The following is a 21,203-nucleotide window of genomic DNA, read 5'->3' as shown; positions in this document are numbered from 1 at the left end:
GTGCTTACTTCACCGCATCCAGGATATTGATTTTGCTTTTCGGTATATTACCGGTGTTGTCCTGCAGTATCTCAATACCCAGAATTTCGAAAGGACGTTCAATCTGGTTACCATTATGATCAAGATAATCCATAACCAGTTCGTCAAAATTGTCCGGATGCAGTGTTATTGCCACACTGTCTGTAAGTTCATTTTCAAGAATGAAATTGCACATTCCGTCGTAAGTAATTTTTTCCATAAGCATATAAGTTTAGTTAGCATAAAAGTATATAACTTGGATGAATAAAATATTGTTAAAATTGTTAAAGTTTGCTAATTTAACACATGTTAGACTCAAACTCAGAAAATAACAGAAATATTCTGATTAATATTTGAAATATTCTCAATTCAGTTTTTTGCCTTAAAAAAGTAAATTGTACCACCGCCGGTATCGCCAGATGTCACTGTTTTATCAGCAGCAAGATTCCAGTTAATCCCGCTGAATTTCTTCCTGAATTCTTCAACATCCCTGTTAAATTCATCGGCTATAAAAATGCGAGGCGAGCCGGGCGTTGCATTTTCGGCATATGTGAGTTCGCCTATATAAGCTATCTCTCCTTTTTTAATTTCGAATGGTATTGCAAACTCTTTACTATTATTCACCATCCCCGTATAACCAATATGGTCTAGGTAATTATATTGTGTAAATGCATATTTGCCGGGCGGCCTGTTTATAATGAACAGGTAGGTTTTACTGTTATTAAAATCGCCGCTATAGGCGCGTTCGCTTTTTAGACGTGTGCGTATTTCTATTTTACCATCGTTTTGCTTTATAAATTTTTTGTCACCTTCTGTTGGCTCATAAAAAAAGCGGTAAATATCATTTCGCGGCACATCTCCTTCAAAAGTTATGGTACCTACTGCAAGGCCGTTTTCGGCACCTGCATCAAACGTAGCGGGAACTTCGTCGGCTGCTGCCGGCCTGCACGACACCATCATTACCAAAAGCAGTGGCAGGGCAATAAAAACTGTTTTCATAATAGATAATTAATCATTTATGTAAAGATACAAAAATTGGCAGCTATGAGTGGTTTAACGTAACCTTACCACTAATTAACATTACCCTATAACATGTTTATAATCAGGATGGCTAATTTTACTGTTACCGATAAGAGGTTAATTATTAATTCAAAAAACAAAATTATGACACTTAAAAACGATCACTCAGAAGGTAAAGTGGCAAAAGCCATAGAAAGCCAGACATCTAAATTGCCATCAGACACTTTTTTATGGGCTGCGCTTGGCTCTATGGCAGTATCTGCTACACTAAAAATATTCGGTAAAGATAAGTCGGCACTATTTGTAGGGCAGTGGGCTGCACCTTTCCTGCTTTTAGGCGTTTACAATAAAATTGTAAAGGTTGAAGGGCACGATAAGGAACACTCCATCAGCGATTATGCAGAGCCGGATGGCATACTGTAACAAAACTACTAAGCCCTGCATGTTGCAGGGTTTTTTATTGCTGTTTTATAAGAAGTATTGCTTCATCCAGAAATGCAACCTGCCGTTCGTTTATAAGCTTTACAGCTTCACCATAGGTAAACCAGCCTGCTTTATCCACTTCGGGAAATGTTTTCTTTAACCCCGACTTTGGCGGCCATTCCATCTCAAAAATATTGCATTTAATGCTGTTGCAGTCTAAATCGCCTTTGGCTGCCCAGCAATATACTTTCTTACCGCCTTTTTGTATTATTGGTTGCAGCTCAGTAAATGGATGCTGTGGCTCATAACCTGTTTCTTCTTTAAATTCGCGCAGTGCGCAATCCTGTAGCGCTTCACCTACTTCGGGTTCACCTTTTGGTATTGTCCACCAGCCCTCATGCTTTTTGGCAAAGAAGGGCCCGCCGGGGTGCACCAGTAAAAACTCTGTTGCAGCTTCACCTTCGCGGTACAGCAATATGCCGGCACTAACTTTCATTGGGTTGTGTTTCTGTATAAGTTGTACTTCCGAAACGCCTGAAATATTCCGTAGTAATATCACCGAAATTTTTCATGGTAAAGTAGTTGAAGCCCCCACCTACTACAGCGCCTATGCCAAAAGGGATAAACCTGCCCATTGCGGTACCGCCTTTTTTAGCCCCGTACTTCGCAATAAGCTTTTTGCCGATTTTCTGGTTGATGCGGTTACGGATGCGGTCATTAAAATGTGAATTAAAGTGTTGTACTGCCAAAGATGGGTTGTTATTAGTAATGGCAGCCTTAGGAGTAAGCACCCCCGACCATACCCCCAGTACAGAAGCAAATTCCACGTCAAAATTATGTTCTATATCCCTGCCGTATATAAGGGCAGTACCATAGCATACAGAACCCATCCACCTCAGCATAATAAGCATATCGGCAGAAAAGGTACCTGCTTCTATTGCTGCCTGTGCAATTGTACCCAGCCCGGGTACAATACCCGGCAATGCACTTACAGCGCCAACAGAAGTATATTTATTGCGAATCTTTTTTATGTAAAGTTTTGCAATACCTTCAGTCGTCATTCCCGGGTGCGACAGCCGCAGCATGTTTACATTTTTACGCACTTCTTTAAAGTCAGGGCGCACTTTGGCTATGATTTTACTTAAATCCATGCGTTAGGTACTGCAAATAGCGTTCCATGTAATTTATAAGTAATCGCTGCCTCTCTTTCAGCGTTTTGCTTTTTTGGGCGTACTATCCTGAAGGTCTTCAAAAAGCTCTTTGCGCAGTATGCGTTCTACATCTTCAAGCGTGGCACAGCGCAGCTTTTGCGTGCCGAACTCCGTGCGTACCTCAAGCGATACCGTTTCTATGCCGGTAAGGTCTTCTTTCAGGTAATCCTGCATATCGGTAACGGAATAAAACCATTCTTTATCATACTGCACCTTCCTGATAGACGAATCTTTGCGTATTACTTCTTCCTTAAGCTTTTTCATCTGTTGCTTTTTGCAAAGATACAGCAAAACAAAAGCAGCAGATGTTATGATTAACTTAATTGAAAAAGTGCTATTTTTAGCAAAATCATACTTAGACAAGAGTATGTATGTAAGAAAAAACAAGTAGCAGCGTTACCATAATTAACCAAACATAACCGACTAAAACATGCACAAATTTATACTTGCAACAGTACTGCTTTGCACTTCAGTTACTTATGCCCAGTTAAAAGGGAAGATTACCACTGCCGGGGGCACACCTGTACCTTATGTAAATGTGAGTATTGACGATACTTACATCAGCACATCTTCCAATACCGAAGGGGAGTATGTTTTGCCTGTAAACAAAGCGGGGCAGTACACGGTTAAATTTCAGTCTATAGGATTTAAGCCTAAAAATATAGCTGTTACCATCACATCCTTACCTTTTACGCTTAATGCCCGATTACAGGAAGAAGCCTATCAGCTTAACGAAGTGGTTATTGCACAGGGTGAAGACCCGGCCTACGAAATAATGCGGCAGGCAATAGCGCACCGAAAAGAAAACGCCAGGAAAGCGGGGAAGTATGAAGCTGACTTTTACTCTAAAGGTATTTTCAGAGCTAAAAATATCCCTAAACGGATTGCAGGGGTTAGGGTTGAAATGCCTGATGAAGCAACGCTGGACTCTACAGGCAGCGGTGTGATCTCTTTATCAGAAACAGTATCGCATATATATGTAGATTATCCGGATAAGCTGAAAGAGAATATCATAGCCACCAAGAAGAGCGGGAATAATAGTGAATTCAGTTTTAACAGTGCCAGCGAAGCCCAATATAATTTTTATGATGATTTCATGGATTTTGATTTCGATATAGAAATGATATCCCCGTTAAGTAAAATAGCGATGAACTACTACCGCTTTAAGTATGAGGGGAGTTTTACTGATGAATACGGTAATAATATCAATAAGATTAAGGTAATACCACGCCGCGACAAAGAGCCTGTGTTTGACGGCTATATTTATATAGCTGATGACAGCTGGGCAATACAGGCCGCCGACCTTACCCTGAAAGGGTACCGACTGCGGCAGCCGGTGCTGGAAACGCTGACAGTAAAGCAGAATTTCAGTTATAATAAGGATACCCAAATATGGGCACTTACCCTGCAAACATTTGATATAAGTGCGGGTATGCTGGGTATGGGGGTAAACGGCAGGTACACCCATGTTTACAATAATTATATATTCCATGAGTCTTTTGAAGAGGGCACTTTTAAGAGCAGGCTAAAATTTGAAGAAGATTCAAATAAAAAAGATTCTGTGTACTGGGCTGTAAACAGGCCGGTGCCACTAACAGTAGAGGAGAGAGAAGACTATGCCATAAAAGACAGTATAGCAGCACAAAAAAAAGCCGGGGCTCCCTCGGTTATTTTAACTAATAAGAACAGGTTTAAGGTGCTTAATGTGCTTACCGGCTATACCTACCGTAATACCGAAAAAGGCATTTATTACAGTTATGACGGCGTTATAGATTTGCCGGGGTACAACACAGTACAGGGCTGGAACTTTAGTACGGCTATGGCTTTGAGCCTTACAAATAAAGAAAAGACCTATACCGGCAGGTTTGCGGCTTATTTTAATTATGGTATCGCCGAAGACCGATTCAGGGTATGGGGCGAAGCACCTTTAAGGATAGGTAAGCAGACATTTTATTTTGCAGGAGGAAATAAAGCATCGCAGTTTAATGCTTCAGAACCCATTTCGTCTGTAATAAATACCTTCAGCTCACTGCTGTTTAAAAATAACTTTATGAAGCTGTATGATAAAACTTTTGCCGAAGTACACTACAGCAAAACCATATTTAAAAAACTGAAACTGACAGCGCGCGCCGAGTACCTGCGCCGCAGGCCATTGTATAATAATACAGATTATGTACTTATAAAAAATGATGACGATTATACATCAAACAATCCGTTTGCACCTTTAGATGAACAGTCTGCGCCTTTTCTAAAGCATACAATTTATAAGGCAAGCCTGGGCGGGGGCATACGCTTCGGTAAAAGTTATTATTACCAAAACCCTTCAGCTTGGGTTGCAGCAACAGAGACCAACGAACCGGGGCTGTATTTTATGTATGAAAAAGCGTTTGAATCCAGCGTTGACGGATATAATTTTGATTATATAAGCGCAAGGGCTGTCTATACATTTGCACTGGCTAACAAGGGTGATCTTGGCATGAGCATTAAAGCGGGTAAATTTTTTAATGCAGATGATATAGCTTTTACAGATTATAAGCATTTTAATGGTAACCTAACCCATATTAATGAAGGTAACCATAGCCTGAATGCTTTCAGCCTCTTGCCATACTATACCCACAGTACCAATGACTCTTTTATAGAAACCCATATAGAGCACAACTTTAAAGGATATATAATGAACAAGATACCGTTGCTCGACCTGCTGCAATATAACCTTGTGTTGGGCTACAACGGGCTTGCGCTGCCTGACAGGAAACCCTACCACGAGTTCTCGGCAGGTTTTGACAATTTCGGCTTTGGTAAATTCAGGTTCTTTAAAATTGATTATGTACGCGCTTACGAAGGCGGTTTTGTTACCGATGGCATTATGCTTGGTATAAAGCAAACATTTTAGATGCAACCATTCTATTAAAAAAATCGTCATTACTTAAGTAACCCGATAAAACAATCACAATGCAAAAAACCATTACCTTACTGTCGCTGTTTTTTTTTACGGTGGGCTTTGCCCAGATAAAGGGTAAAATTACCGATACAAACGGGGAGCCGGTACCTTTTGTAAGTATAACCGTAGCAGATACTTATACAGGTACCAACGCCAATGAGAACGGCGAATATGAGCTTAATGTAAAAAAGCCCGGTACTTATACACTCCTGTTTCAGTCTATTGGTTATAAAACGTATCGTGCGGTGGTTACTGCGCAATCGCTGCCACACACTCTAAACGTAGTACTTAAAGATGAAAGTTACCAGCTTAGCGAGGTGGTAGTATCTAATAAAGAGAACCCTGCGATTGCCATAATGCGGAAAGCAATAGCAAATAAGAAAGAAAACTTTTCTAAGACAGGGAAGTTTACAGCCGATTTTTATTCTAAAGGGCTATTAAGGGTTAAAGATGTACCCGACAAGATTATGGGTATAAAGGTTAAGGAGGAAGCCGAAGCGGTGCTTGACAGTACGGGGAGCGGTATCATTTACCTTTCAGAGACTGTTTCCGAAATTACTTTTGAGCAGCCCAATAATTTAAAAGAAAGGGTAGTGGCCTCTAAAATAAGCGGTAACGATAATGGTTTCAGCTATAATACCGCGTTAGGCACATTCTACAATTTCTATGCTAACTATGTCCCGTTCAACGTAAATATGGTATCACCATTGGCAGATAATGCCTTTAATTACTATAAGTTTACTTTTGAGGGCAGCTTTTTTGATGAGAACGAAACCCAGATAAATAAAATAAAAATTACCCCGAAAAGGGATAAAGAGCCTGTTTTTGAAGGCTATATCTATATTGTAGAGAACAGTTGGGCTATCTCTGCTATAGATGTAGGTATTAAAGGATACCGCATGCAACAGCCCATTTTGGAAACCCTTAACCTTAAGCAGAACTTTAGCTACAATTCCAACAACAGGCTGTGGGCTAAAAACTCGCAGATATTTGATTTTAAGGCAGGGCTTTTCGGTATAACCATAACCGGGACATTTACCCATATTTATACCAATTATGACTTTAAAGACAAGTTCGAAAAAGGCACTTTTGGTAAAGAGATTGTTTATATAGAAGAAGACTCTAACAAGAAAGATTCGTTGTACTGGAATGCCATGAGGCCTGTTCCGCTTACACAGGAAGAGGTAACCGATTATGTTAAGAAAGACAGCATACAAGCTGTAGAAAAATCTCCGGCTTACCTTGACTCCATCGACAGGAAGTATAATAAATTTAAAGTAACCGATATACTTACCGGATATACATACAGAAACTCACAAAAAAACACCCGCTACAGCTACGACGGGCTTTTAGGCTTGTCTAACATCGGCTTTAATACAGTACAGGGATGGAATTTTAACACCAACCTTACATTCAGTAAATATGATGAAGAAAGTGGTAAGTCTACTTATATCGGTTCCTATTTTAATTACGGTATAGCAGAAGACAGGCTTCGTGTAATAGGCAGGTTCACACACCGTTTTAACCGCATTAATAACGCTACGCTTTTTGTTTGGGGAGGCAGCGAAGCACAGCAGTTCAACCAGAGAGAACCTATATCAGAGCTGGTAAATACAGTAAGCACTTTGTTCTTTAAAGACAATTATATGAAGCTGTATGATAACACTTTTGCCAAGGCGCAGTACCAGCAAAATATTATTACAGGTCTTTTTGCAAGTGGTAGCTTAGAATATACACGCCGCAGGGCGCTTACCAATAATACAGATTATGTACTTATTAAAGACGACGAGCCTTATACTTCTAACAATCCTTTGAGCGCTGATGATGAAGGGCTATTCTTTGAAAAGCACGACCTGATGAAAGCAAATGTATTTGCTACTATCCGTTTTGGTGAAAAATACATAACGAGGCCTGATGGTAAAGTACCGGTAAGGAGTGGTAAGTACCCCGCAATAACGCTTCAATATGAAAAAGCATTTGCAGCAAGCGAAAGTAATTTTGAATATGACTTTGTAGCGGCACGCACTGCTTACAGCAGGACACTTGGTAACAAAGGTGAATTTGGTATTAATGCCGGAGCAGCTAAGTTTTTTAATGCAGAAGAAATTGCCTTTATAGACTATAAGCACTTTAACGGGAACCAGACGCATGTGTATAACGGCCAGCAAAACCTGACATCGTTCAACCTGCTGCCATACTACAGCCACAGTACCAACGACAGTTATTTTGAGCTGCATGCCGAACATAACTTTAACGGCTATATAATGAATAAGATACCGCTACTGAACAAGCTGCAATGGAATCTTGTGGTAGGCTACCACCAGATAAGTACACCTGATTTTAAACCTTATCAGGAATTTACGGCAGGTTTTGATAACATTGGCTTCGGTAAGTTCAGGATGCTGCGTATAGATTATGTACGTGCCTATCAGGGTGGCTTTAGTACAGACGGAATAATGTTCGGGCTAAAGTTTCTTGATATAGTAGATTAAGATAGCACATAAAATAAGGCCGGCACAAAAATATATTTTCCATTTCGACATTGCGGAGAAATCTAAAAATGTTTGAGATTTCCCCGACTTCATGTTATTCCGCTCGAAATGGAACTTTTTGTGCCGGCCTTTATTATTTATTCTTCTATAGATATCTCATCAGCTTCCCAGCCATCACGTGTTTGGGAAAGATGAAGGTGTACATTAACGTTTTTTTCTTCGCCAACCACCTCAATGTCAAATTCGGCATCACCGCTAAAAGCATCAATATCAATTGTGGAGTTCATAATATTCACTTTTACTATTCCACCTGTAGCTGTAAGAACCTCTTCATTATCATAAATAGCTTCATGCGCTTCTACAATAACATTACTATCTTTAACAACATTTTTGGCAGTAAAATAAAAAAACAGGATAGCTGCAATTGCAATCACAACTTTAAAGACCACCACAAGTAATATAATGTTGCGTCTTTTTTTGCGTTTGCGCCTGTAATCATTATAGGCTTCTTCGCTTACCGGAATTCCTTTTATATGATACTCCATGTCAAGATATTTTAATCGATTCTCTCAATTTTTGCACCTAGTGCTTTAAGCCTTTCGTCAATCCTTTCATAACCACGGTCTATCTGCTCACCATTCTGTATAATGCTCGTGCCTTTAGCCGAAAGTGCTGCAATTAAAAGTGATACCCCTGCACGTATATCAGGCGATGACATGTGGATGCCTTTAAGCTGCGATTTAAAGTCGTGCCCTATTACTGTGGCCCTGTGTGGGTCGCATAATATTATCTTGGCACCCATATCTATAAGCCTGTCTGTAAAGAACAGTCGGCTTTCAAACATTTTCTGGTGGATGAGCACACTGCCGCGTGCCTGTGTCGCCACTACCAGAACAATGCTCAGCAGGTCGGGCGTAAAACCGGGCCATGGCGCATCTGCAATGGTAAGTATAGAACCGTCTATGTAATTCTGTATTTCATAGCCCTCGGTGTGTGCAGGTATGTAAATATCACCACCACGCCTCTCTATTGTAATACCAAGCTTACGGAACGTATTAGGAATAATGCCTAAATTCTCCCAGCTTACATTTTTTATAGTTATTTCACTCTGTGTCATGGCAGCAAGTCCTATCCAGCTCCCTATTTCAATCATATCGGGCAATATCCTGTGCTCGCATCCGCCCAGTTTATCTACACCTTCAATTTCTAAAAGGTTAGACCCTATACCCGTAATTTTAGCCCCCATACTGTTCAGCATCTTGCAAAGCTGTTGCAAATAAGGCTCGCATGCGGCATTATAAATGGTGGTTTTGCCTTCGGCAAGAACGGCTGCCATTACAATATTGGCAGTTCCGGTAACAGATGCTTCGTCAAGCAGCATATAAGCGCCTTTAAGCCTGTCGGCCTCTACGCCGTAAAAATAATCTTCTTTATTGTATCGGAATTTAGCCCCCAGGTTTATAAAACCTTCAAAGTGGGTATCAAGCCTGCGGCGGCCAATTTTATCGCCCCCGGGTTTTGGTATGTAACCCTTGCCGAAACGCGCCAACAGCGGGCCTACAATCATTATAGAGCCGCGCAGAGCCTTACCTTCATTTTTAAAAGCTTCTGATTCAAGGTAGGCAAGGTTTACTTTATCTGCCTGGAATGTATAGGCACCGTGTGCAATTTTTTCTGTTTTAACCCCCAGGTTTTGCAGTAGTGTTATTAGTTTATTAACGTCTATTATATCAGGAATATTGGTAATTGTTACCTTTTCGGGTGTAAGCAAAACAGTGCATAATACCTGTAATGCTTCGTTTTTGGCTCCCTGTGGGGTAATCTCACCGCTTAGTTTTGTTCCTCCTTCAATTTTAAATGTTCCCATGCCGTTTACAGAAATGTGATTTTATAGATGTATCTTATGATTTACGGTTCTTGTTCTGGTTGTTTTTGCCCCCGGCACTGCTTCTGTGCATTTTTTGCTTGCCCCCTGTGCCGGTATTGTACTGTGCCTTATTGCTCACTTTTTTGTTAACCTTCATCAGGTCTGATGAGGTAGAAAGCTCTTCATCTGTTTTAAGCAGGTTTATTTTGCCACCCGAGAGTTCGAGCAGGTGCTCAAAAATAACCTCGTCCTTCACGGTATCTTTGTTCCAGCTCAGGTACGACTTTTTCATGTGGTTGGCAATAACCATAATAAGCGCATTTTTCAGTTCGCCATCTTCCCACTGGTTGGCAACCTCTATCATCCCTGTTATATTGTTGCCGTAAAAGCGGTATTTAGGGAAGTTTTGGGGGTACTTAAGCCTGTCCGGCTTTTGTTCCAGCATCTCGCGCGATGGTTTAGGGTAGGGCGAATCTACATCAAGCCTGAAATCTGACATTATAAAGATCTGGTCCCACAGCTTGTGCTGAAAATCAGGCACGTCGCGCAGGTGCGGGTTAAGGTTACCCATTACAGAAATTATATACCTGGCAGCTTTATTACGCTCCTCACGGTCTTCTATGGCTGATGCCTGGTCTATCAGTTTTTGCAGGTGCCTGCCATATTCGGGTATTATAAGGTGTGTCCTCTCGCTGTTATATTCCAGATGGTTAACTGCTTCTTCAGGGTTATGATGCATTATTGTTGTTTTTAAAGTGAAATTATGCCTTCAACAGAAGAAAGCTCTATATATTTGTCTATTACCGCCTGCGCACTCTGCATACGCACATTAACAGAAACGCTTGTATAGGTGCCTTTTTTAGATTGTGTGGTTTCTATTACGGCACCCATGCCGTTAAAAGCATCTTCTACCTGTAATATCTTGTTTTGGTCGGTAGGTACAATAAATTTAAATAAATATTCGGCAGGCCACAGTGTTGACGCTATCAGTTCCTGCTTTAGCCTTTCGTAAAATTCCTCGCTTTTTTTATCCATTATCATTTGGGTATAGTAAGGCAAATATACGGTATACAGATGTAACTTCCTTACAATTTGGTACGGAGCGCTATTTTTACATAAAAAACATTTCTGCTCAATACACGCAACCTTTTTATTTCTATAACATCTTAATGATGTAACGTTTAGTGAGTTTTAAGGTTATAAATTTTGGTTATTAGGAACCGTTGCAGTAATAACTGTAACGGTTTCTTTTTTTAGTGGCGTATCATGAGCATGGTGGTAAGGCAGGTTCCTGCCATAAAAACGTAGCTGTATTTTACCACTTTGCCCAGCAGTGTACGGTTTTTAAAAAGTCTTATTACAGCAAAAAGTACCGTTCCCATAACCAGGTTTAACAGCAGCATGGCTGTAAAAGCAGGGTTAAGGCTGGTGTTGCCGGTATCATAAAGGTTGATAAGAGCCATCACTATTAACGTGCCGGTAACAGCAAGCCATATAAAATAGATGGCTATCAGGATGTGAAATGCGGTATGTTTGTAATCGAGTTTGCTCATTTTTATGTACAAATTAGTACTATAACGGCGCTAAAACCTGTTTATTGGAATTTAGAGTGCAAAAGTAATGCCTGTAAATGTTATATTTTTTTGAATTTGTAGTTGTTATAAAAAAAATTTAACGCAATTGTGTTAACATAATATTATAATATTTATCTTTACCGTCAGATAAATGGCTCCCCAAGCCAATACCTTAAATAACTAATAACTATTTGCAAATGAAACTTAAAGACTTTAAGCTGTGGCTTAATACGCTCCCTGAAGAGGAGCTTGAAAAGGAGCTTATGTATAATGCCATGGACTATGGTATTTCGGGCAAAATTTCTGAGATAAATAAATCTGACGAAAATCTTTACTATGTTGGTGATGAGCCGGTATTACTGCACACAAGGCATGAGTTGGAGCAGCTTGGCTACAGCAACCCTGAAATTGACGACCTTGATGTTGAAATTCCGGGTGGATGCTATTATGTAGAGTTAAGCAACGAATACAGTATTATTGAAAGGTTTATTAGCCAATAACAGAAAAAATTCTATAACTTCACATACAGGAACATCTTTTAAGTTGTTCCTGTTTTTATTTGAAGCCGTATGAAAAATGCATTTAACTATATTTTTTCAGTACTATTTTGTTGTGTTTCAGCATTTGCAACAGCACAGGATACCATTCAAAATGAGCAGGCAGGATTTGTAAGGGTTAATCTTGAGGCTGAGGGCATACAAAACAGGATGGCCTATGCCGATACAGCTAACTTTATGCACCAAAAACTGTACCCCTGCGCCAAATGTTACCTGCGCCCAGAGGTGGCCGCTGCACTTAAAAAAGCAAACCTGCTGGCAAAAGAGAAAAACCTTCAGCTTGTTATTTATGATTGCTACAGGCCATACCCGTTACAGTTTAAGATGTTTGAAATAGTAAACGACCCGCGCTATGTGGCAAAACCGGGCAAAGGCAGTAATCATAACCGTGGCGCTGCTGTAGATATAACACTGGCAGATGCCGAAGGTAATGTACTGGATATGGGCAGCGGCTTTGACGAATTTACCGAAAGGTCGCATTATGTTGCAGATGGTATATCTAAAGAAGCAAAAAAGAACCGCAGGCTGCTGCGCCGCATAATGCAAAAGGCAGGCTTTAGCCCTTATCCCCACGAGTGGTGGCATTTTGATTATACCGATATGAAATATGAAACTGCCCGCTTTATATGGGATTGTGACTAACATCCGGCTTTTTTAAATAAAAACCTGTTTACTTTTTTAATTAGCCTTTCAGGGTTATCTTTGTGATAAGACAAAATATTATGGAACTTAAACTACACCGCCCAATTTGCTTTTTCGACCTCGAAACTACGGGTACCGATATCTGCAAAGACAGGATAGTTGAAATATCAATACTAAAAGTATATCCTAACGGCAATAAAGAAAGCCGCACCTGGCTTGTAAACCCCGAAAGGCCAATACCGCCGCACACAACGTCATTTCACGGCATTACTGATGAAAAGGTAGCTAATGAGCCTACTTTTAAACAGCTCTCGCACCAGATATACAACCTGATAAAAGATTCTGACCTTGCAGGTTATAATTCTGACAGGTTTGATATACCGCTGCTTGCTGAAGAAATGCTGCGTGCCGGGCTCGATTTTGACATGAAGAACCGGGTGAGTGTGGATGTGCAGACAATTTTCCATAAAAAAGAAGAACGTACCCTTAGCGCGGCCTATAAGTTTTACTGCGGCCAGATACTGGAGAATGCCCACAGCGCCGAGGCTGACACCAATGCCACCTATGAGATACTGAAAGCACAGCTTGACAGGTATGAAGACCTTGTGAACGATATGAAGCTGCTCTCTGAATTTACCACCCGCAAAAAGGCCGTAGATTTTGCCGGCTTTATTGTTATGGACGACGCCTGTGGTGCAGAAGTATTTACATTCGGTAAATTTAAAGGTGTAAAGGTAGAAGATGTGCTGGAGCAGGAGCCCGGCTATTATGGCTGGTTTCAGAATGCTGACTTTCCGTTATACACCAAAAAAGTGCTTACTGCCATTAAACTGCGTAAGCTGAACAGTAAACTCCATAATTAAATAAAACAGCAGCGATAATGAAAATTATCTGTATAGGCAGGAACTACGCCGACCATATAAGCGAACTGCAGAACGAAAGGCCCGATGCCCCCGTTATTTTTATGAAGCCCAATACGGCAGTGGTGCAAAAGCATTTTCCGTTTGTAATACCGGAATTCAGCAATGATGTGCACCACGAGGTTGAGGTTTTGGTTAAAATTAAAAAAGTAGGTAAGTATGTTGATGCAAAGTTCGCCCATAAATACTATGATGAAATAGGGCTGGGTATCGATTTTACGGCGCGCGACCTACAATCAGAGCTTAAGGCCAAAGGGCTGCCATGGGAAAAGGCAAAAGCGTTTGACGGTTCGGCTGTTATAGGAGATTTTGTTGACAAATCAGAATTTACATCGCTTGATAATATTAACTTTGAACTGACCAGTAACGGTACAGTGGTGCAACAGGGCAACACTGCACAAATGCTCTGGAAAGTTGATGAGCTTATAGCCTATATTTCACAGTATTTTACACTGCGTACAGGCGATATAATTTTTACAGGGACACCAAAAGGCGTGGCAAAGGTTAATACTGATGATGTGCTGGAAGGCTACCTTGAAGGAAAAAAAATGTTCAGGATACAGGTAAAGTAATGGCGCTGAATTATAATCTATCTAAAGTATATGCTATCTCTGACAATGATGTAGACTTTGCCAGGCAGATTGTTGTGCTTTTTACTGAAGAAGTGCCTGCAGAAATTGTAAACATTAAAGAAGGCCTTAAAGACAAAGACTACCAGCGTGTGTATCAGGCGGCACATAAAATAAAGCCAACGCTCGACCTCTTGGGTATGGATATAGCTTACCGGGATGTTATTGCCATAGAGGCATGGACTAAAGCCGAAGGCAAAAAAAGAGAGATAAAAGATGTGGTTAAAAACCTCAGGAAGTATATAAAGCTTACACTTAAAGAGCTTAAAAAAGATTACGACCTCAAATAAAATATGAAAGCAGCCATTGTAACTGTTGGCGATGAAATACTCATCGGGCAGATAGTAGATACAAACTCATCTTATATTGCTAAAGCACTTGATAAGATAGGGATAGGGGTTTATGAAATGCTTTCTGTAAGCGATGAAAAGCAACATATTACCAATACGCTAAGTAAACTCCAGGACAAGGTAGATGTGGTGGTTATAACAGGCGGACTTGGCCCTACCAAAGATGATATTACCAAGAAAACCTTTTGTGAGTATTTTGATGATCACCTGGTGCTGAATAGCGATGTACTGCAACACGTTACACACCTGATAGAGAAAGTATTGCAGCGGCCTGCATCTCAAATGAATAAAGACCAGGCGCTGGTGCCATCGCGCTGCACTGTGCTGTTTAACAGTGTGGGCACTGCACCGGGTATGTGGATGGAAAAGGGTGGCACTGTATTTATATCCTTGCCGGGTGTTCCGTATGAGATGAAAGATATAATGGAGAAAGAGGCTTTGCCCCGCCTTATGCAAAAATACAAGCGCCCGTATATTTACCATAAAACAATACTTACTTACGGGCAGGGCGAAAGCGTTATTGCCGAACGTATTGAAGATTGGGAAAACAACCTGCCTGAATTTATTAAACTGGCCTATTTGCCAAGCCCCGGCAGGGTAAGGCTGCGGCTTTCGGCACGAGGGGCAGACGAGCAACTTTTAAAAGATACCGTTGCAGCCGAAACAGAGAAGCTCAAAGCTTTTATTGGAGATATTATTGTGGGGTATGATGAGCAGGAAACCATAGAGGTGGTTGTGGGCAGGCTGTTAGCAGCAAAAGGTAAAACCATTGCCGTAGCCGAAAGCTGCACAGGCGGCAAGCTGGCGCAGGTTATAGCATCTGTGCCGGGTGCATCTGCCTACTTTAAGGGGGGCATGGTTACTTATGCCACTCAGTCAAAAACAGATGTGCTTGGCGTACCTGCTGATGTTATCGAAAAAAACTCTGTTGTAAGTGCACAGGTTGCCGAAGCTATGGCACAAAAAGCAAAAGAGGCTTTCGGGGCACATTATGCGCTTTCAACCACAGGTAATGCAGGGCCTGACAAGGGCGACTCTGAAGCGGAGGTGGGTACGGTTTTTATTGGTTTTGCAACTCCTGAGGGTGTTTACAGTGAAGAATTTAAGTTGGGGCAGCCGCGCGAAAAAGTAATAGACAGGGCAGTAAACAAAGCGCTCGAAAAAATTTATAAGGAAATATTAAAAAACTAACTTATTATGTTTGTGTAATATATTTCTTTTTTGTTTCTTTGCACCCTGATTTTGAATAACGATATAAAAGCTAATAATAATGTCAAGAGTTTGTGCCCTTACAGGTAAGAAAGCGATGGTAGGAAACAATGTTTCCCACGCAATGAACAAGACTAAAAGAAAGTTTAGTGTAAACTTGGTGAAGAAGCGTTTCTATCTTCCTGAAGAAGACAGGTGGATCACTTTAAGGGTAGCCGCTTCAACTATCAAAACGATAAACAAAAACGGTCTTGCTGCAGTTTTGAAAGAAGCTAAAGCTAAAGGATTTATTAAGTAATCCTAACAGGACTAAAATAATATATATTTAAGATGGCAAAGAAAGGTAACAGAATCCAGGTTATTTTAGAGTGTACTGAGCACAAGGCTACCGGTATGCCGGGAACCTCAAGGTACATCACTACTAAAAATAAGAAAAATACTCCTGACAGGCTGGAGATAAAAAAATTCAACCCTGTTCTTAAGAGAGTAACAGTTCATAAAGAAATTAAATAATTTTACATCATGGCAAAGAAAACCGTAGCATCATTACAAACATCTTCAAAGAGGTTAACTAAAGCCATCAAGATGGTAAAGTCGCCTAAAACAGGTGCTTACACTTTTGTTGAAGCTGTAATGGCACCCGAAATGGTGGATGAATTTCTTAAGAAGAAATGATTATCCTTACAAGATATAGAAAAGCTACTTTCCGATAAAGAAAGTAGCTTTTTTATTTTCTATCTTTACCGTTGGAAAAAACCGTTAGTACAACTATGAATTTCTTTAAAAAAATATTTTCTTCCGAAAAGAAAGAAACCCTTGACAAGGGTCTTGAGAAAACAAAAAGTTCTTTCTTTTCTAAGCTCTCAAAGGCCGTTGCAGGAAAATCTAAAGTAGATGATGAGGTACTCGATAACCTTGAGGAAGTACTTGTATCATCAGATGTTGGTGTAAACACAACACTTAAAGTAATAGAACGCATAGAAGAGCGTGTTTCGCGCGACAAGTACCTGGGTACAGACGAACTTAATAAAATTTTAAGGGAAGAAATTGCGGGATTACTTAGCGAAACCAATACCGGGGAAGAAACAGAATTTGTAATATCTGCGGATAAAAAGCCTTATGTAATAATGGTGGTTGGTGTTAATGGTGTTGGTAAAACCACTACAATAGGTAAACTTGCATACCAGTTTAAAAAAGCCGGGCACAAAGTTGTGCTTGGTGCTGCCGATACCTTTAGGGCTGCGGCTATAGACCAGCTTCAGGTGTGGGCCGACAGGGTGGGAGTGCCTATTGTAAGGCAGCAAATGGGCAGCGACCCGGCTTCTGTTGCTTTTGATACGCTGCAATCTGCCGTTAAGCAGGATGCCGATATTGTTATTATAGATACTGCAGGAAGGCTTCATAATAAAGTAAACCTTATGAACGAGCTTAGCAAGGTAAAACGTGTTATGCAAAAGGTAATAGATGATGCGCCGCATGATGTATTATTGGTGCTTGATGGCTCTACCGGGCAAAATGCATTTGAGCAGGCAAAGCAGTTTACTGCTGCTACAGAGGTTACCAGCCTTGCGGTTACAAAGCTTGACGGTACTGCAAAAGGTGGTGTGGTAATAGGTATATCAGACCAGTTCCAGATACCTGTAAAATATATTGGAGTAGGCGAAGGAATAGAGGATTTACAGGTGTTTAACAAACATGAATTTGTAGATTCATTCTTTAAATAAAATAGAAATACTATTATAAAATAAATGAGCTGATATTAATTTATCAGCTCATTTATTTTTACCCAGAGTTGCTCATCAAAATCTGATAGTGCAAAATTCTCCCCGTCGGCTGATTCGCCCATCCTTATTATAACCATCTTTTTGGATGGTATTACATAAATCTTCTGGTCGTTTTTACCCAGCGCCATATACATATCATTGGGTGCAACTGGTATCAGGCTGCCCGGGAACTGAAGCTGCGTCTGCGGCAGTCGGAAACTCTCTTCTCCGTTTATCCACCACAGGTAACCGTATGATTTATTGATGTTTTGAGATGTGGTTGTGGCATCCGCAAAATAGTTTACATTCACAATTTGCTGGCCTTTCCATTTTCCGTTATTAAGGGCAAGCAGCCCAAAGCGTGCCATACTGCGGGAGTTGCTCCAGTATACACTTAAATCTTCAGATGGTATCCATGCACCCGACATGCCAATAGGGGTTTTAAGTTTGGTGTTGAAATAGTTATCCCAACTCTGGTTGGTAGCGGCCGCCACAACATCCTGAAGTTTTACATATACATTATGGTAAGCCCAGCGTGTGCCGGCATCAGCTTTATAGATAAGGTTATCGGGAGAAACATCATCGCCCATTGCATCGTCAAGCCCGCTGCTCATGGTTAAAAGATGTTCTATAGTAATAAGATTTTCTTTAGCAGGAGGAGCGCTTGTCCATCCTGTACCAAGATAGTCAGATGCTTTATCATTTAAATCAATATAGTTTTCCTGTTCTGCAATACCTGTTAGTGTAGCGGTTAGTGTTTTGCCGGCACTTGCCCAGTACCAGGGCGAAGTGGCAGTATGTCCGTTAAAATACTCCTCAATTGCAATGCGGCCATTAACCAGTACAATAAATGACTTTGTATTCTTTTCTTCTAAGTAAGAAAACAAATCAGCCTTGGCGGTTTCATCCCACCCAAGTTCTGAAGTGCTTACTGTTTCCCAGACATCGGTATTGTTTTCAGGAAAATACATCTCATCATTATTAGTAGCTGGAGGTGTATTGCTGTCATTATCTTCAGAACTGCATGCTACAGATAAGCATACTATAGCAAGCCACAGATATTTTTTCATAATGCATTATTTAACTATAAGACATTAAAAGTATCAAATAGTTTAATGCTGTATGAAAAAGCTGAAATATTTTTTCTGGTTATTTAAGTGAGATGATTACTGTATTAAACTGTTCAGCCTTACCCATAGTTGCTCGTCAAAGCCGGAGAATGGGGTAGTACTCTCATCTGCCGCTTCGCCCATGCGTACCACTACAATATTAAGAGAAGGCACTACATAAATACGTTGGTGCATATTGCCATACCCCATATACATATCATCCGGAGCCGAAAGTACTATGCTGCCCGGGAATAAGTGGTCATTTTTAGGTAGCAGGTGGCTTTCCTGCCCGTTTACCCACCATAAATAGCCAAACGATTTATTTATATCCTGAGATGATGAAGTGCACTCAGTAAAATAATTGCGGTCAATAATCTGTGTACCGTTCCAGTTTCCGTTATTCAGTGCTAACAGTCCGAAGCGCGCCATGCTGCGCGTATCGCTTTTATACATCCTTTGCCCGTTCACTTTATACCAGCTTCCGTTCATGCCTATTTGCCTCCCGATTTTTTCAGAAAAATAATCTTCCCATCTTTTACCTGTAGCAGTTGCTATAACATCAGTCAGTAAACAATCGGTATCAGTATAAGCCCAGGTTGTACCAGCATCATTGTTATAGCGCAGGCTTTGCGGTGTGTCTAACATCCCCTCACCGGCATCAAGCCCTGATGTCATACTCAGCAGGTGCCTGCACGTTATTGCAGTTTCCTTATCTGCGGGAGCGCTTGTCCAGCCCTGCCCAAGATAATCTGTAATACTATTGTCTAAGTTTATATAACCCTCCTGCTGTGCTATGCCTGCTACAGCTGCGGTTAGTGTTTTATCGGCATTAGCCCATTGCCAAACCGAGTTTCGGGTGTGCCCCCTAAAGTAATTCTCCATTACTATTTTACCATCGGCAATTACCATAAAAGACTTGGTATTCTGTGTTTCGAGAAAATCAAGCAGCGGCGCAATGGCTTTTTCATTCCAGCCCATATCCCGAACAGAAGTTTGCTGCCATGCATCTCCGTTACCCGGAAAATAGGCTTTTTCGTCATTTATAATAGTGCTGTCGTCTTCAGAGCATGATATCAGCATTACGGCAGTAAATAAAAGTGTTAGTCGTCTCATATAGCCTTTTCATTTTATGATGTAAAATTACTGCGCGCAGTGCGGTAAAGCATTATAAATGTTAAAACCATAACAGTTATTTTTTACTTAAATTTGCCTGTGTAATGCTTAAGAATATGAAAAAATTACTGCTGCTTGCTGCCTGTGTTGCTTTTCTGTCCTGCAATAAAACCTATACTGCCGAAGAGCTGAAACAGCTTAACGGTTATTGGGAAATAAAAGTTGCGGAAATGCCCGACGGTACCGAAAAAGAATATACCGTAAACCCTACGATAGACTACTTTGAGCTTAAAGGCGATAAAGGTTTCCGCAAGAAGGTAATGCCACAGTTTGACGGTACTTATGTAGCTAATGACCTCTCAGAAGATATTTCTGTAGTAAATGAAGATGGTAAGACCTACCTTAGCTACAAAACAGGATATGCTGAATGGAAAGAACAGGTGATTGAGCTTGACGAAGAAAACCTTGTACTGAAAAACGAGCAGGATATAGAATACCACTATGTAAAACCCGAACCTTTTACGCTTAAATAATATGGCAAAACGGCTGAATGATGAAAGCCCCATAGGGGATGTGCTGAAGGAGTTTATACGCGCTAACAACCTGCAAAACGGCATTGATAAAATAGATGTGCGCGAAGCTTGGAAAAACCTTATGGGCAACGGTGTAAACAATTATACACGCGAGATAATGCTTAAACATGAGGTACTGTATGTAGAGCTTACTTCGGCAGTGCTGCGGGAGGAGCTTAGCTACGGCAGGGAAAAAATAATAAAGATGATTAACGAAGAGCTTGGTCGTGAGGTTGTAAAAGATGTAGTGTTACGATAACAAAAAATGCCGCTGTTAAAGCGGCATTTTTTATTTTCTGTCTGTAAAGGATTAGAACTGCTCTCTTCCCGCAAAGTGGAAGTTGCTTTCTATCTCAGCGTTCTCATCGCTGTCAGAACCGTGAACAGCGTTTTCGCCTACTGATGTAGCATATTTTTTACGGATAGTACCTTCGGCAGCATCAGCCGGGTTGGTAGCACCGATAAGTTTCCTGAATTCTTCAACAGCGTTGTCTTTTTCAAGTATGGCAGCCACGATTGGGCCACGAGACATAAACTCTACAAGCTCGCCATAAAAAGGCCTTTCGCTGTGAACAGCATAAAATTTCTTAGCATCAGCCACTGTAAGCTGCGTAAGCTTTAATGATACGATCCTGAAACCTGCTTCAGTTATCATAGATAAAATTCCACCGATGTGCCCTTTTTCAACAGCATCCGGCTTAATCATGGTAAAAGTCCTGTTTGTTGCCATAGTCATTTTTAAATTTGCTGCAAAAGTAACGGTTTTTACATTAATAACTTTAATTAATTATTA

The 21,203-nt window shown here is 40.7% G+C and carries 28 protein-coding genes; 15 read left to right on the top strand and 13 right to left on the bottom strand.

Features of this window, described 5'->3' with window-relative positions:
• Window positions 1-4 precede the first annotated feature (4 nt).
• Both Q0K96_RS06250 and Q0K96_RS06245 read right to left on the bottom strand, forming a co-directional pair.
• Window positions 5-238, bottom strand: a complete 234-nt coding sequence (locus Q0K96_RS06250) for a hypothetical protein (RefSeq protein ID WP_297333149.1) — start codon at window positions 236-238, stop codon at window positions 5-7.
• A gap of 149 nt (window positions 239-387) precedes the next feature.
• The gene (locus tag Q0K96_RS06245; RefSeq protein ID WP_297333148.1) at window positions 388-1,017 is read right to left on the bottom strand and encodes a hypothetical protein; all 630 of its coding nucleotides are present in this window, start codon (window positions 1,015-1,017) and stop codon (window positions 388-390) included.
• A 165-nt stretch (window positions 1,018-1,182) separates the two neighbouring features.
• On the opposite strand from Q0K96_RS06245, the gene Q0K96_RS06240 reads away from it, so the two are divergent.
• Entirely contained in the window at window positions 1,183-1,461 is a 279-nt protein-coding gene (locus Q0K96_RS06240; RefSeq protein ID WP_297333147.1) for a hypothetical protein, read from the top strand.
• Between the two features lie 34 nt (window positions 1,462-1,495).
• Here the strand turns inward: Q0K96_RS06240 and Q0K96_RS06235 are convergent, their stop codons facing one another.
• The 3 genes from Q0K96_RS06235 to Q0K96_RS06225 are packed head-to-tail and all read right to left on the bottom strand — an operon-like array spanning window position 1,496 to window position 2,936.
• The gene (locus Q0K96_RS06235) at window positions 1,496-1,957 is read right to left on the bottom strand and encodes an NUDIX domain-containing protein (RefSeq protein ID WP_297333146.1); all 462 of its coding nucleotides are present in this window, start codon (window positions 1,955-1,957) and stop codon (window positions 1,496-1,498) included.
• Entirely contained in the window at window positions 1,947-2,612 is a 666-nt protein-coding gene (locus tag Q0K96_RS06230; RefSeq protein WP_297333145.1) for a hypothetical protein, read from the bottom strand. Before Q0K96_RS06230 ends, Q0K96_RS06235 begins: the two co-directional genes overlap by 11 nt.
• A 57-nt stretch (window positions 2,613-2,669) precedes the next feature.
• The gene (locus Q0K96_RS06225; RefSeq protein ID WP_297333144.1) at window positions 2,670-2,936 is read right to left on the bottom strand and encodes a hypothetical protein; all 267 of its coding nucleotides are present in this window, start codon (window positions 2,934-2,936) and stop codon (window positions 2,670-2,672) included.
• 166 nt (window positions 2,937-3,102) lie between these two features.
• Here Q0K96_RS06225 and Q0K96_RS06220 point away from each other — a divergent pair, with 166 nt between their 5' ends.
• Both Q0K96_RS06220 and Q0K96_RS06215 read left to right on the top strand, forming a co-directional pair.
• A complete protein-coding gene (locus Q0K96_RS06220; protein WP_297333143.1) occupies window positions 3,103-5,565 on the top strand; it encodes a DUF5686 and carboxypeptidase regulatory-like domain-containing protein in 2,463 nt (820 codons plus the stop codon).
• Between the two features lie 59 nt (window positions 5,566-5,624).
• Window positions 5,625-8,105, top strand: coding sequence for a DUF5686 and carboxypeptidase regulatory-like domain-containing protein (locus Q0K96_RS06215; RefSeq protein WP_297333142.1), 2,481 nt, complete (start codon window positions 5,625-5,627; stop codon window positions 8,103-8,105).
• 137 nt (window positions 8,106-8,242) lie between these two features.
• On the opposite strand, the gene Q0K96_RS06210 is transcribed toward Q0K96_RS06215, so the two are convergent.
• The 5 genes from Q0K96_RS06210 to Q0K96_RS06190 all read right to left on the bottom strand — a co-directional run bounded on the left by Q0K96_RS06210 (window position 8,243) and on the right by Q0K96_RS06190 (window position 11,525).
• Entirely contained in the window at window positions 8,243-8,650 is a 408-nt protein-coding gene (locus Q0K96_RS06210) for a cytochrome c oxidase assembly factor Coa1 family protein (protein ID WP_297333141.1), read from the bottom strand.
• A gap of 11 nt (window positions 8,651-8,661) precedes the next feature.
• Window positions 8,662-9,972 (bottom strand): UDP-N-acetylglucosamine 1-carboxyvinyltransferase, encoded by a 1,311-nt coding sequence (gene murA / locus Q0K96_RS06205; protein ID WP_297333140.1) that lies wholly within the window; start codon window positions 9,970-9,972, stop codon window positions 8,662-8,664.
• A 34-nt stretch (window positions 9,973-10,006) separates the two neighbouring features.
• Window positions 10,007-10,711 carry a DUF4290 domain-containing protein gene (locus tag Q0K96_RS06200; protein ID WP_297333139.1) on the bottom strand — a complete coding sequence of 235 codons (705 nt, stop codon included), beginning with the start codon at window positions 10,709-10,711 and terminating at the stop codon, window positions 10,007-10,009.
• An 11-nt stretch (window positions 10,712-10,722) separates the two neighbouring features.
• Window positions 10,723-11,007, bottom strand: coding sequence for a DUF493 family protein (locus Q0K96_RS06195; protein ID WP_297333138.1), 285 nt, complete (start codon window positions 11,005-11,007; stop codon window positions 10,723-10,725).
• A gap of 218 nt (window positions 11,008-11,225) precedes the next feature.
• Window positions 11,226-11,525 carry a hypothetical protein gene (locus tag Q0K96_RS06190; RefSeq protein ID WP_297333137.1) on the bottom strand — a complete coding sequence of 100 codons (300 nt, stop codon included), beginning with the start codon at window positions 11,523-11,525 and terminating at the stop codon, window positions 11,226-11,228.
• A gap of 218 nt (window positions 11,526-11,743) precedes the next feature.
• On the opposite strand from Q0K96_RS06190, the gene Q0K96_RS06185 reads away from it, so the two are divergent.
• From Q0K96_RS06185 to ftsY, 10 genes are all read left to right on the top strand, one after another.
• Window positions 11,744-12,046, top strand: coding sequence for a hypothetical protein (locus Q0K96_RS06185; RefSeq protein WP_297333136.1), 303 nt, complete (start codon window positions 11,744-11,746; stop codon window positions 12,044-12,046).
• Between the two features lie 69 nt (window positions 12,047-12,115).
• On the top strand, window positions 12,116-12,745 hold the full coding sequence (gene ddpX / locus Q0K96_RS06180; RefSeq protein WP_297333135.1) for a D-alanyl-D-alanine dipeptidase: 630 nt from the start codon (window positions 12,116-12,118) through the stop codon (window positions 12,743-12,745).
• 80 nt (window positions 12,746-12,825) lie between these two features.
• Entirely contained in the window at window positions 12,826-13,608 is a 783-nt protein-coding gene (locus Q0K96_RS06175; RefSeq protein WP_297333134.1) for a 3'-5' exonuclease, read from the top strand.
• Between the two features lie 17 nt (window positions 13,609-13,625).
• Complete coding sequence (locus tag Q0K96_RS06170) at window positions 13,626-14,237, top strand: fumarylacetoacetate hydrolase family protein (protein WP_297333133.1); 612 nt, start codon at window positions 13,626-13,628, stop codon at window positions 14,235-14,237.
• A complete protein-coding gene (locus Q0K96_RS06165; RefSeq protein WP_297333132.1) occupies window positions 14,237-14,584 on the top strand; it encodes an Hpt domain-containing protein in 348 nt (115 codons plus the stop codon). Before Q0K96_RS06170 ends, Q0K96_RS06165 begins: the two co-directional genes overlap by 1 nt.
• A gap of 3 nt (window positions 14,585-14,587) precedes the next feature.
• Complete coding sequence (locus Q0K96_RS06160) at window positions 14,588-15,835, top strand: competence/damage-inducible protein A (protein ID WP_297333131.1); 1,248 nt, start codon at window positions 14,588-14,590, stop codon at window positions 15,833-15,835.
• A gap of 79 nt (window positions 15,836-15,914) precedes the next feature.
• Window positions 15,915-16,151, top strand: a complete 237-nt coding sequence (gene rpmB, locus Q0K96_RS06155) for a 50S ribosomal protein L28 (RefSeq protein WP_223053142.1) — start codon at window positions 15,915-15,917, stop codon at window positions 16,149-16,151.
• 32 nt (window positions 16,152-16,183) lie between these two features.
• Entirely contained in the window at window positions 16,184-16,366 is a 183-nt protein-coding gene (rpmG, locus tag Q0K96_RS06150) for a 50S ribosomal protein L33 (RefSeq protein ID WP_072785033.1), read from the top strand.
• 9 nt (window positions 16,367-16,375) lie between these two features.
• Complete coding sequence (locus tag Q0K96_RS06145) at window positions 16,376-16,528, top strand: DUF4295 domain-containing protein (RefSeq protein WP_297333130.1); 153 nt, start codon at window positions 16,376-16,378, stop codon at window positions 16,526-16,528.
• A 95-nt stretch (window positions 16,529-16,623) separates the two neighbouring features.
• The gene (ftsY, locus tag Q0K96_RS06140; RefSeq protein ID WP_297333129.1) at window positions 16,624-17,577 is read left to right on the top strand and encodes a signal recognition particle-docking protein FtsY; all 954 of its coding nucleotides are present in this window, start codon (window positions 16,624-16,626) and stop codon (window positions 17,575-17,577) included.
• A gap of 35 nt (window positions 17,578-17,612) precedes the next feature.
• Here the strand turns inward: ftsY and Q0K96_RS06135 are convergent, their stop codons facing one another.
• Window positions 17,613-18,686 carry a serine hydrolase gene (locus Q0K96_RS06135; RefSeq protein ID WP_297333128.1) on the bottom strand — a complete coding sequence of 358 codons (1,074 nt, stop codon included), beginning with the start codon at window positions 18,684-18,686 and terminating at the stop codon, window positions 17,613-17,615.
• A 96-nt stretch (window positions 18,687-18,782) separates the two neighbouring features.
• Window positions 18,783-19,838 carry a serine hydrolase gene (locus tag Q0K96_RS06130; RefSeq protein ID WP_297333127.1) on the bottom strand — a complete coding sequence of 352 codons (1,056 nt, stop codon included), beginning with the start codon at window positions 19,836-19,838 and terminating at the stop codon, window positions 18,783-18,785.
• 116 nt (window positions 19,839-19,954) lie between these two features.
• Here Q0K96_RS06130 and Q0K96_RS06125 point away from each other — a divergent pair, with 116 nt between their 5' ends.
• Window positions 19,955-20,371, top strand: coding sequence for a lipocalin family protein (locus Q0K96_RS06125; protein ID WP_297333126.1), 417 nt, complete (start codon window positions 19,955-19,957; stop codon window positions 20,369-20,371).
• A gap of 1 nt (window position 20,372) precedes the next feature.
• Window positions 20,373-20,669 (top strand): DUF721 domain-containing protein, encoded by a 297-nt coding sequence (locus Q0K96_RS06120; protein WP_223053149.1) that lies wholly within the window; start codon window positions 20,373-20,375, stop codon window positions 20,667-20,669.
• A 51-nt stretch (window positions 20,670-20,720) separates the two neighbouring features.
• Here the strand turns inward: Q0K96_RS06120 and Q0K96_RS06115 are convergent, their stop codons facing one another.
• The gene (locus tag Q0K96_RS06115; protein WP_297333125.1) at window positions 20,721-21,140 is read right to left on the bottom strand and encodes a nucleoside-diphosphate kinase; all 420 of its coding nucleotides are present in this window, start codon (window positions 21,138-21,140) and stop codon (window positions 20,721-20,723) included.
• Window positions 21,141-21,203: the final 63 nt, after the last annotated feature.

The organism is Flavobacterium sp., from assembly GCF_024305175.1.
Classification (GTDB): Bacteria; Bacteroidota; Bacteroidia; order Flavobacteriales; family Flavobacteriaceae; genus Flavobacterium.
Note: the sequence above shows the minus strand (reverse complement) of the source record. Positions and strands in the feature narration are given on the sequence as shown.

What these genes read in the sequence shown, in the direction of transcription:
- Q0K96_RS06160 (WP_297333131.1), top strand. Translation starts at nt 14,588, where the DNA reads ATGAAAGCAGCCATTGTAACTGTTGGCGATGAAATACTCATCGGGCAG.
- Q0K96_RS06120 (WP_223053149.1), top strand. Translation starts at nt 20,373, where the DNA reads ATGGCAAAACGGCTGAATGATGAAAGCCCCATAGGGGATGTGCTGAAG.
- Q0K96_RS06145 (WP_297333130.1), top strand. Translation starts at nt 16,376, where the DNA reads ATGGCAAAGAAAACCGTAGCATCATTACAAACATCTTCAAAGAGGTTA.
- Q0K96_RS06130 (WP_297333127.1), bottom strand. Translation starts at nt 19,838, where the DNA reads ATGAGACGACTAACACTTTTATTTACTGCCGTAATGCTGATATCATGC.
- Q0K96_RS06200 (WP_297333139.1), bottom strand. Translation starts at nt 10,711, where the DNA reads ATGCATCATAACCCTGAAGAAGCAGTTAACCATCTGGAATATAACAGC.
- Q0K96_RS06170 (WP_297333133.1), top strand. Translation starts at nt 13,626, where the DNA reads ATGAAAATTATCTGTATAGGCAGGAACTACGCCGACCATATAAGCGAA.
- Q0K96_RS06210 (WP_297333141.1), bottom strand. Translation starts at nt 8,650, where the DNA reads ATGGAGTATCATATAAAAGGAATTCCGGTAAGCGAAGAAGCCTATAAT.
- rpmG (WP_072785033.1), top strand. Translation starts at nt 16,184, where the DNA reads ATGGCAAAGAAAGGTAACAGAATCCAGGTTATTTTAGAGTGTACTGAG.
- Q0K96_RS06240 (WP_297333147.1), top strand. Translation starts at nt 1,183, where the DNA reads ATGACACTTAAAAACGATCACTCAGAAGGTAAAGTGGCAAAAGCCATA.
- ftsY (WP_297333129.1), top strand. Translation starts at nt 16,624, where the DNA reads ATGAATTTCTTTAAAAAAATATTTTCTTCCGAAAAGAAAGAAACCCTT.
- Q0K96_RS06185 (WP_297333136.1), top strand. Translation starts at nt 11,744, where the DNA reads ATGAAACTTAAAGACTTTAAGCTGTGGCTTAATACGCTCCCTGAAGAG.
- Q0K96_RS06135 (WP_297333128.1), bottom strand. Translation starts at nt 18,686, where the DNA reads ATGAAAAAATATCTGTGGCTTGCTATAGTATGCTTATCTGTAGCATGC.
- ddpX (WP_297333135.1), top strand. Translation starts at nt 12,116, where the DNA reads ATGAAAAATGCATTTAACTATATTTTTTCAGTACTATTTTGTTGTGTT.
- Q0K96_RS06115 (WP_297333125.1), bottom strand. Translation starts at nt 21,140, where the DNA reads ATGGCAACAAACAGGACTTTTACCATGATTAAGCCGGATGCTGTTGAA.
- Q0K96_RS06245 (WP_297333148.1), bottom strand. Translation starts at nt 1,017, where the DNA reads ATGAAAACAGTTTTTATTGCCCTGCCACTGCTTTTGGTAATGATGGTG.
- Q0K96_RS06190 (WP_297333137.1), bottom strand. Translation starts at nt 11,525, where the DNA reads ATGAGCAAACTCGATTACAAACATACCGCATTTCACATCCTGATAGCC.
- Q0K96_RS06230 (WP_297333145.1), bottom strand. Translation starts at nt 2,612, where the DNA reads ATGGATTTAAGTAAAATCATAGCCAAAGTGCGCCCTGACTTTAAAGAA.
- Q0K96_RS06235 (WP_297333146.1), bottom strand. Translation starts at nt 1,957, where the DNA reads ATGAAAGTTAGTGCCGGCATATTGCTGTACCGCGAAGGTGAAGCTGCA.
- Q0K96_RS06165 (WP_297333132.1), top strand. Translation starts at nt 14,237, where the DNA reads ATGGCGCTGAATTATAATCTATCTAAAGTATATGCTATCTCTGACAAT.
- Q0K96_RS06215 (WP_297333142.1), top strand. Translation starts at nt 5,625, where the DNA reads ATGCAAAAAACCATTACCTTACTGTCGCTGTTTTTTTTTACGGTGGGC.
- Q0K96_RS06225 (WP_297333144.1), bottom strand. Translation starts at nt 2,936, where the DNA reads ATGAAAAAGCTTAAGGAAGAAGTAATACGCAAAGATTCGTCTATCAGG.
- Q0K96_RS06250 (WP_297333149.1), bottom strand. Translation starts at nt 238, where the DNA reads ATGGAAAAAATTACTTACGACGGAATGTGCAATTTCATTCTTGAAAAT.
- Q0K96_RS06195 (WP_297333138.1), bottom strand. Translation starts at nt 11,007, where the DNA reads ATGGATAAAAAAAGCGAGGAATTTTACGAAAGGCTAAAGCAGGAACTG.
- Q0K96_RS06220 (WP_297333143.1), top strand. Translation starts at nt 3,103, where the DNA reads ATGCACAAATTTATACTTGCAACAGTACTGCTTTGCACTTCAGTTACT.
- murA (WP_297333140.1), bottom strand. Translation starts at nt 9,972, where the DNA reads ATGGGAACATTTAAAATTGAAGGAGGAACAAAACTAAGCGGTGAGATT.
- rpmB (WP_223053142.1), top strand. Translation starts at nt 15,915, where the DNA reads ATGTCAAGAGTTTGTGCCCTTACAGGTAAGAAAGCGATGGTAGGAAAC.
- Q0K96_RS06125 (WP_297333126.1), top strand. Translation starts at nt 19,955, where the DNA reads ATGAAAAAATTACTGCTGCTTGCTGCCTGTGTTGCTTTTCTGTCCTGC.
- Q0K96_RS06175 (WP_297333134.1), top strand. Translation starts at nt 12,826, where the DNA reads ATGGAACTTAAACTACACCGCCCAATTTGCTTTTTCGACCTCGAAACT.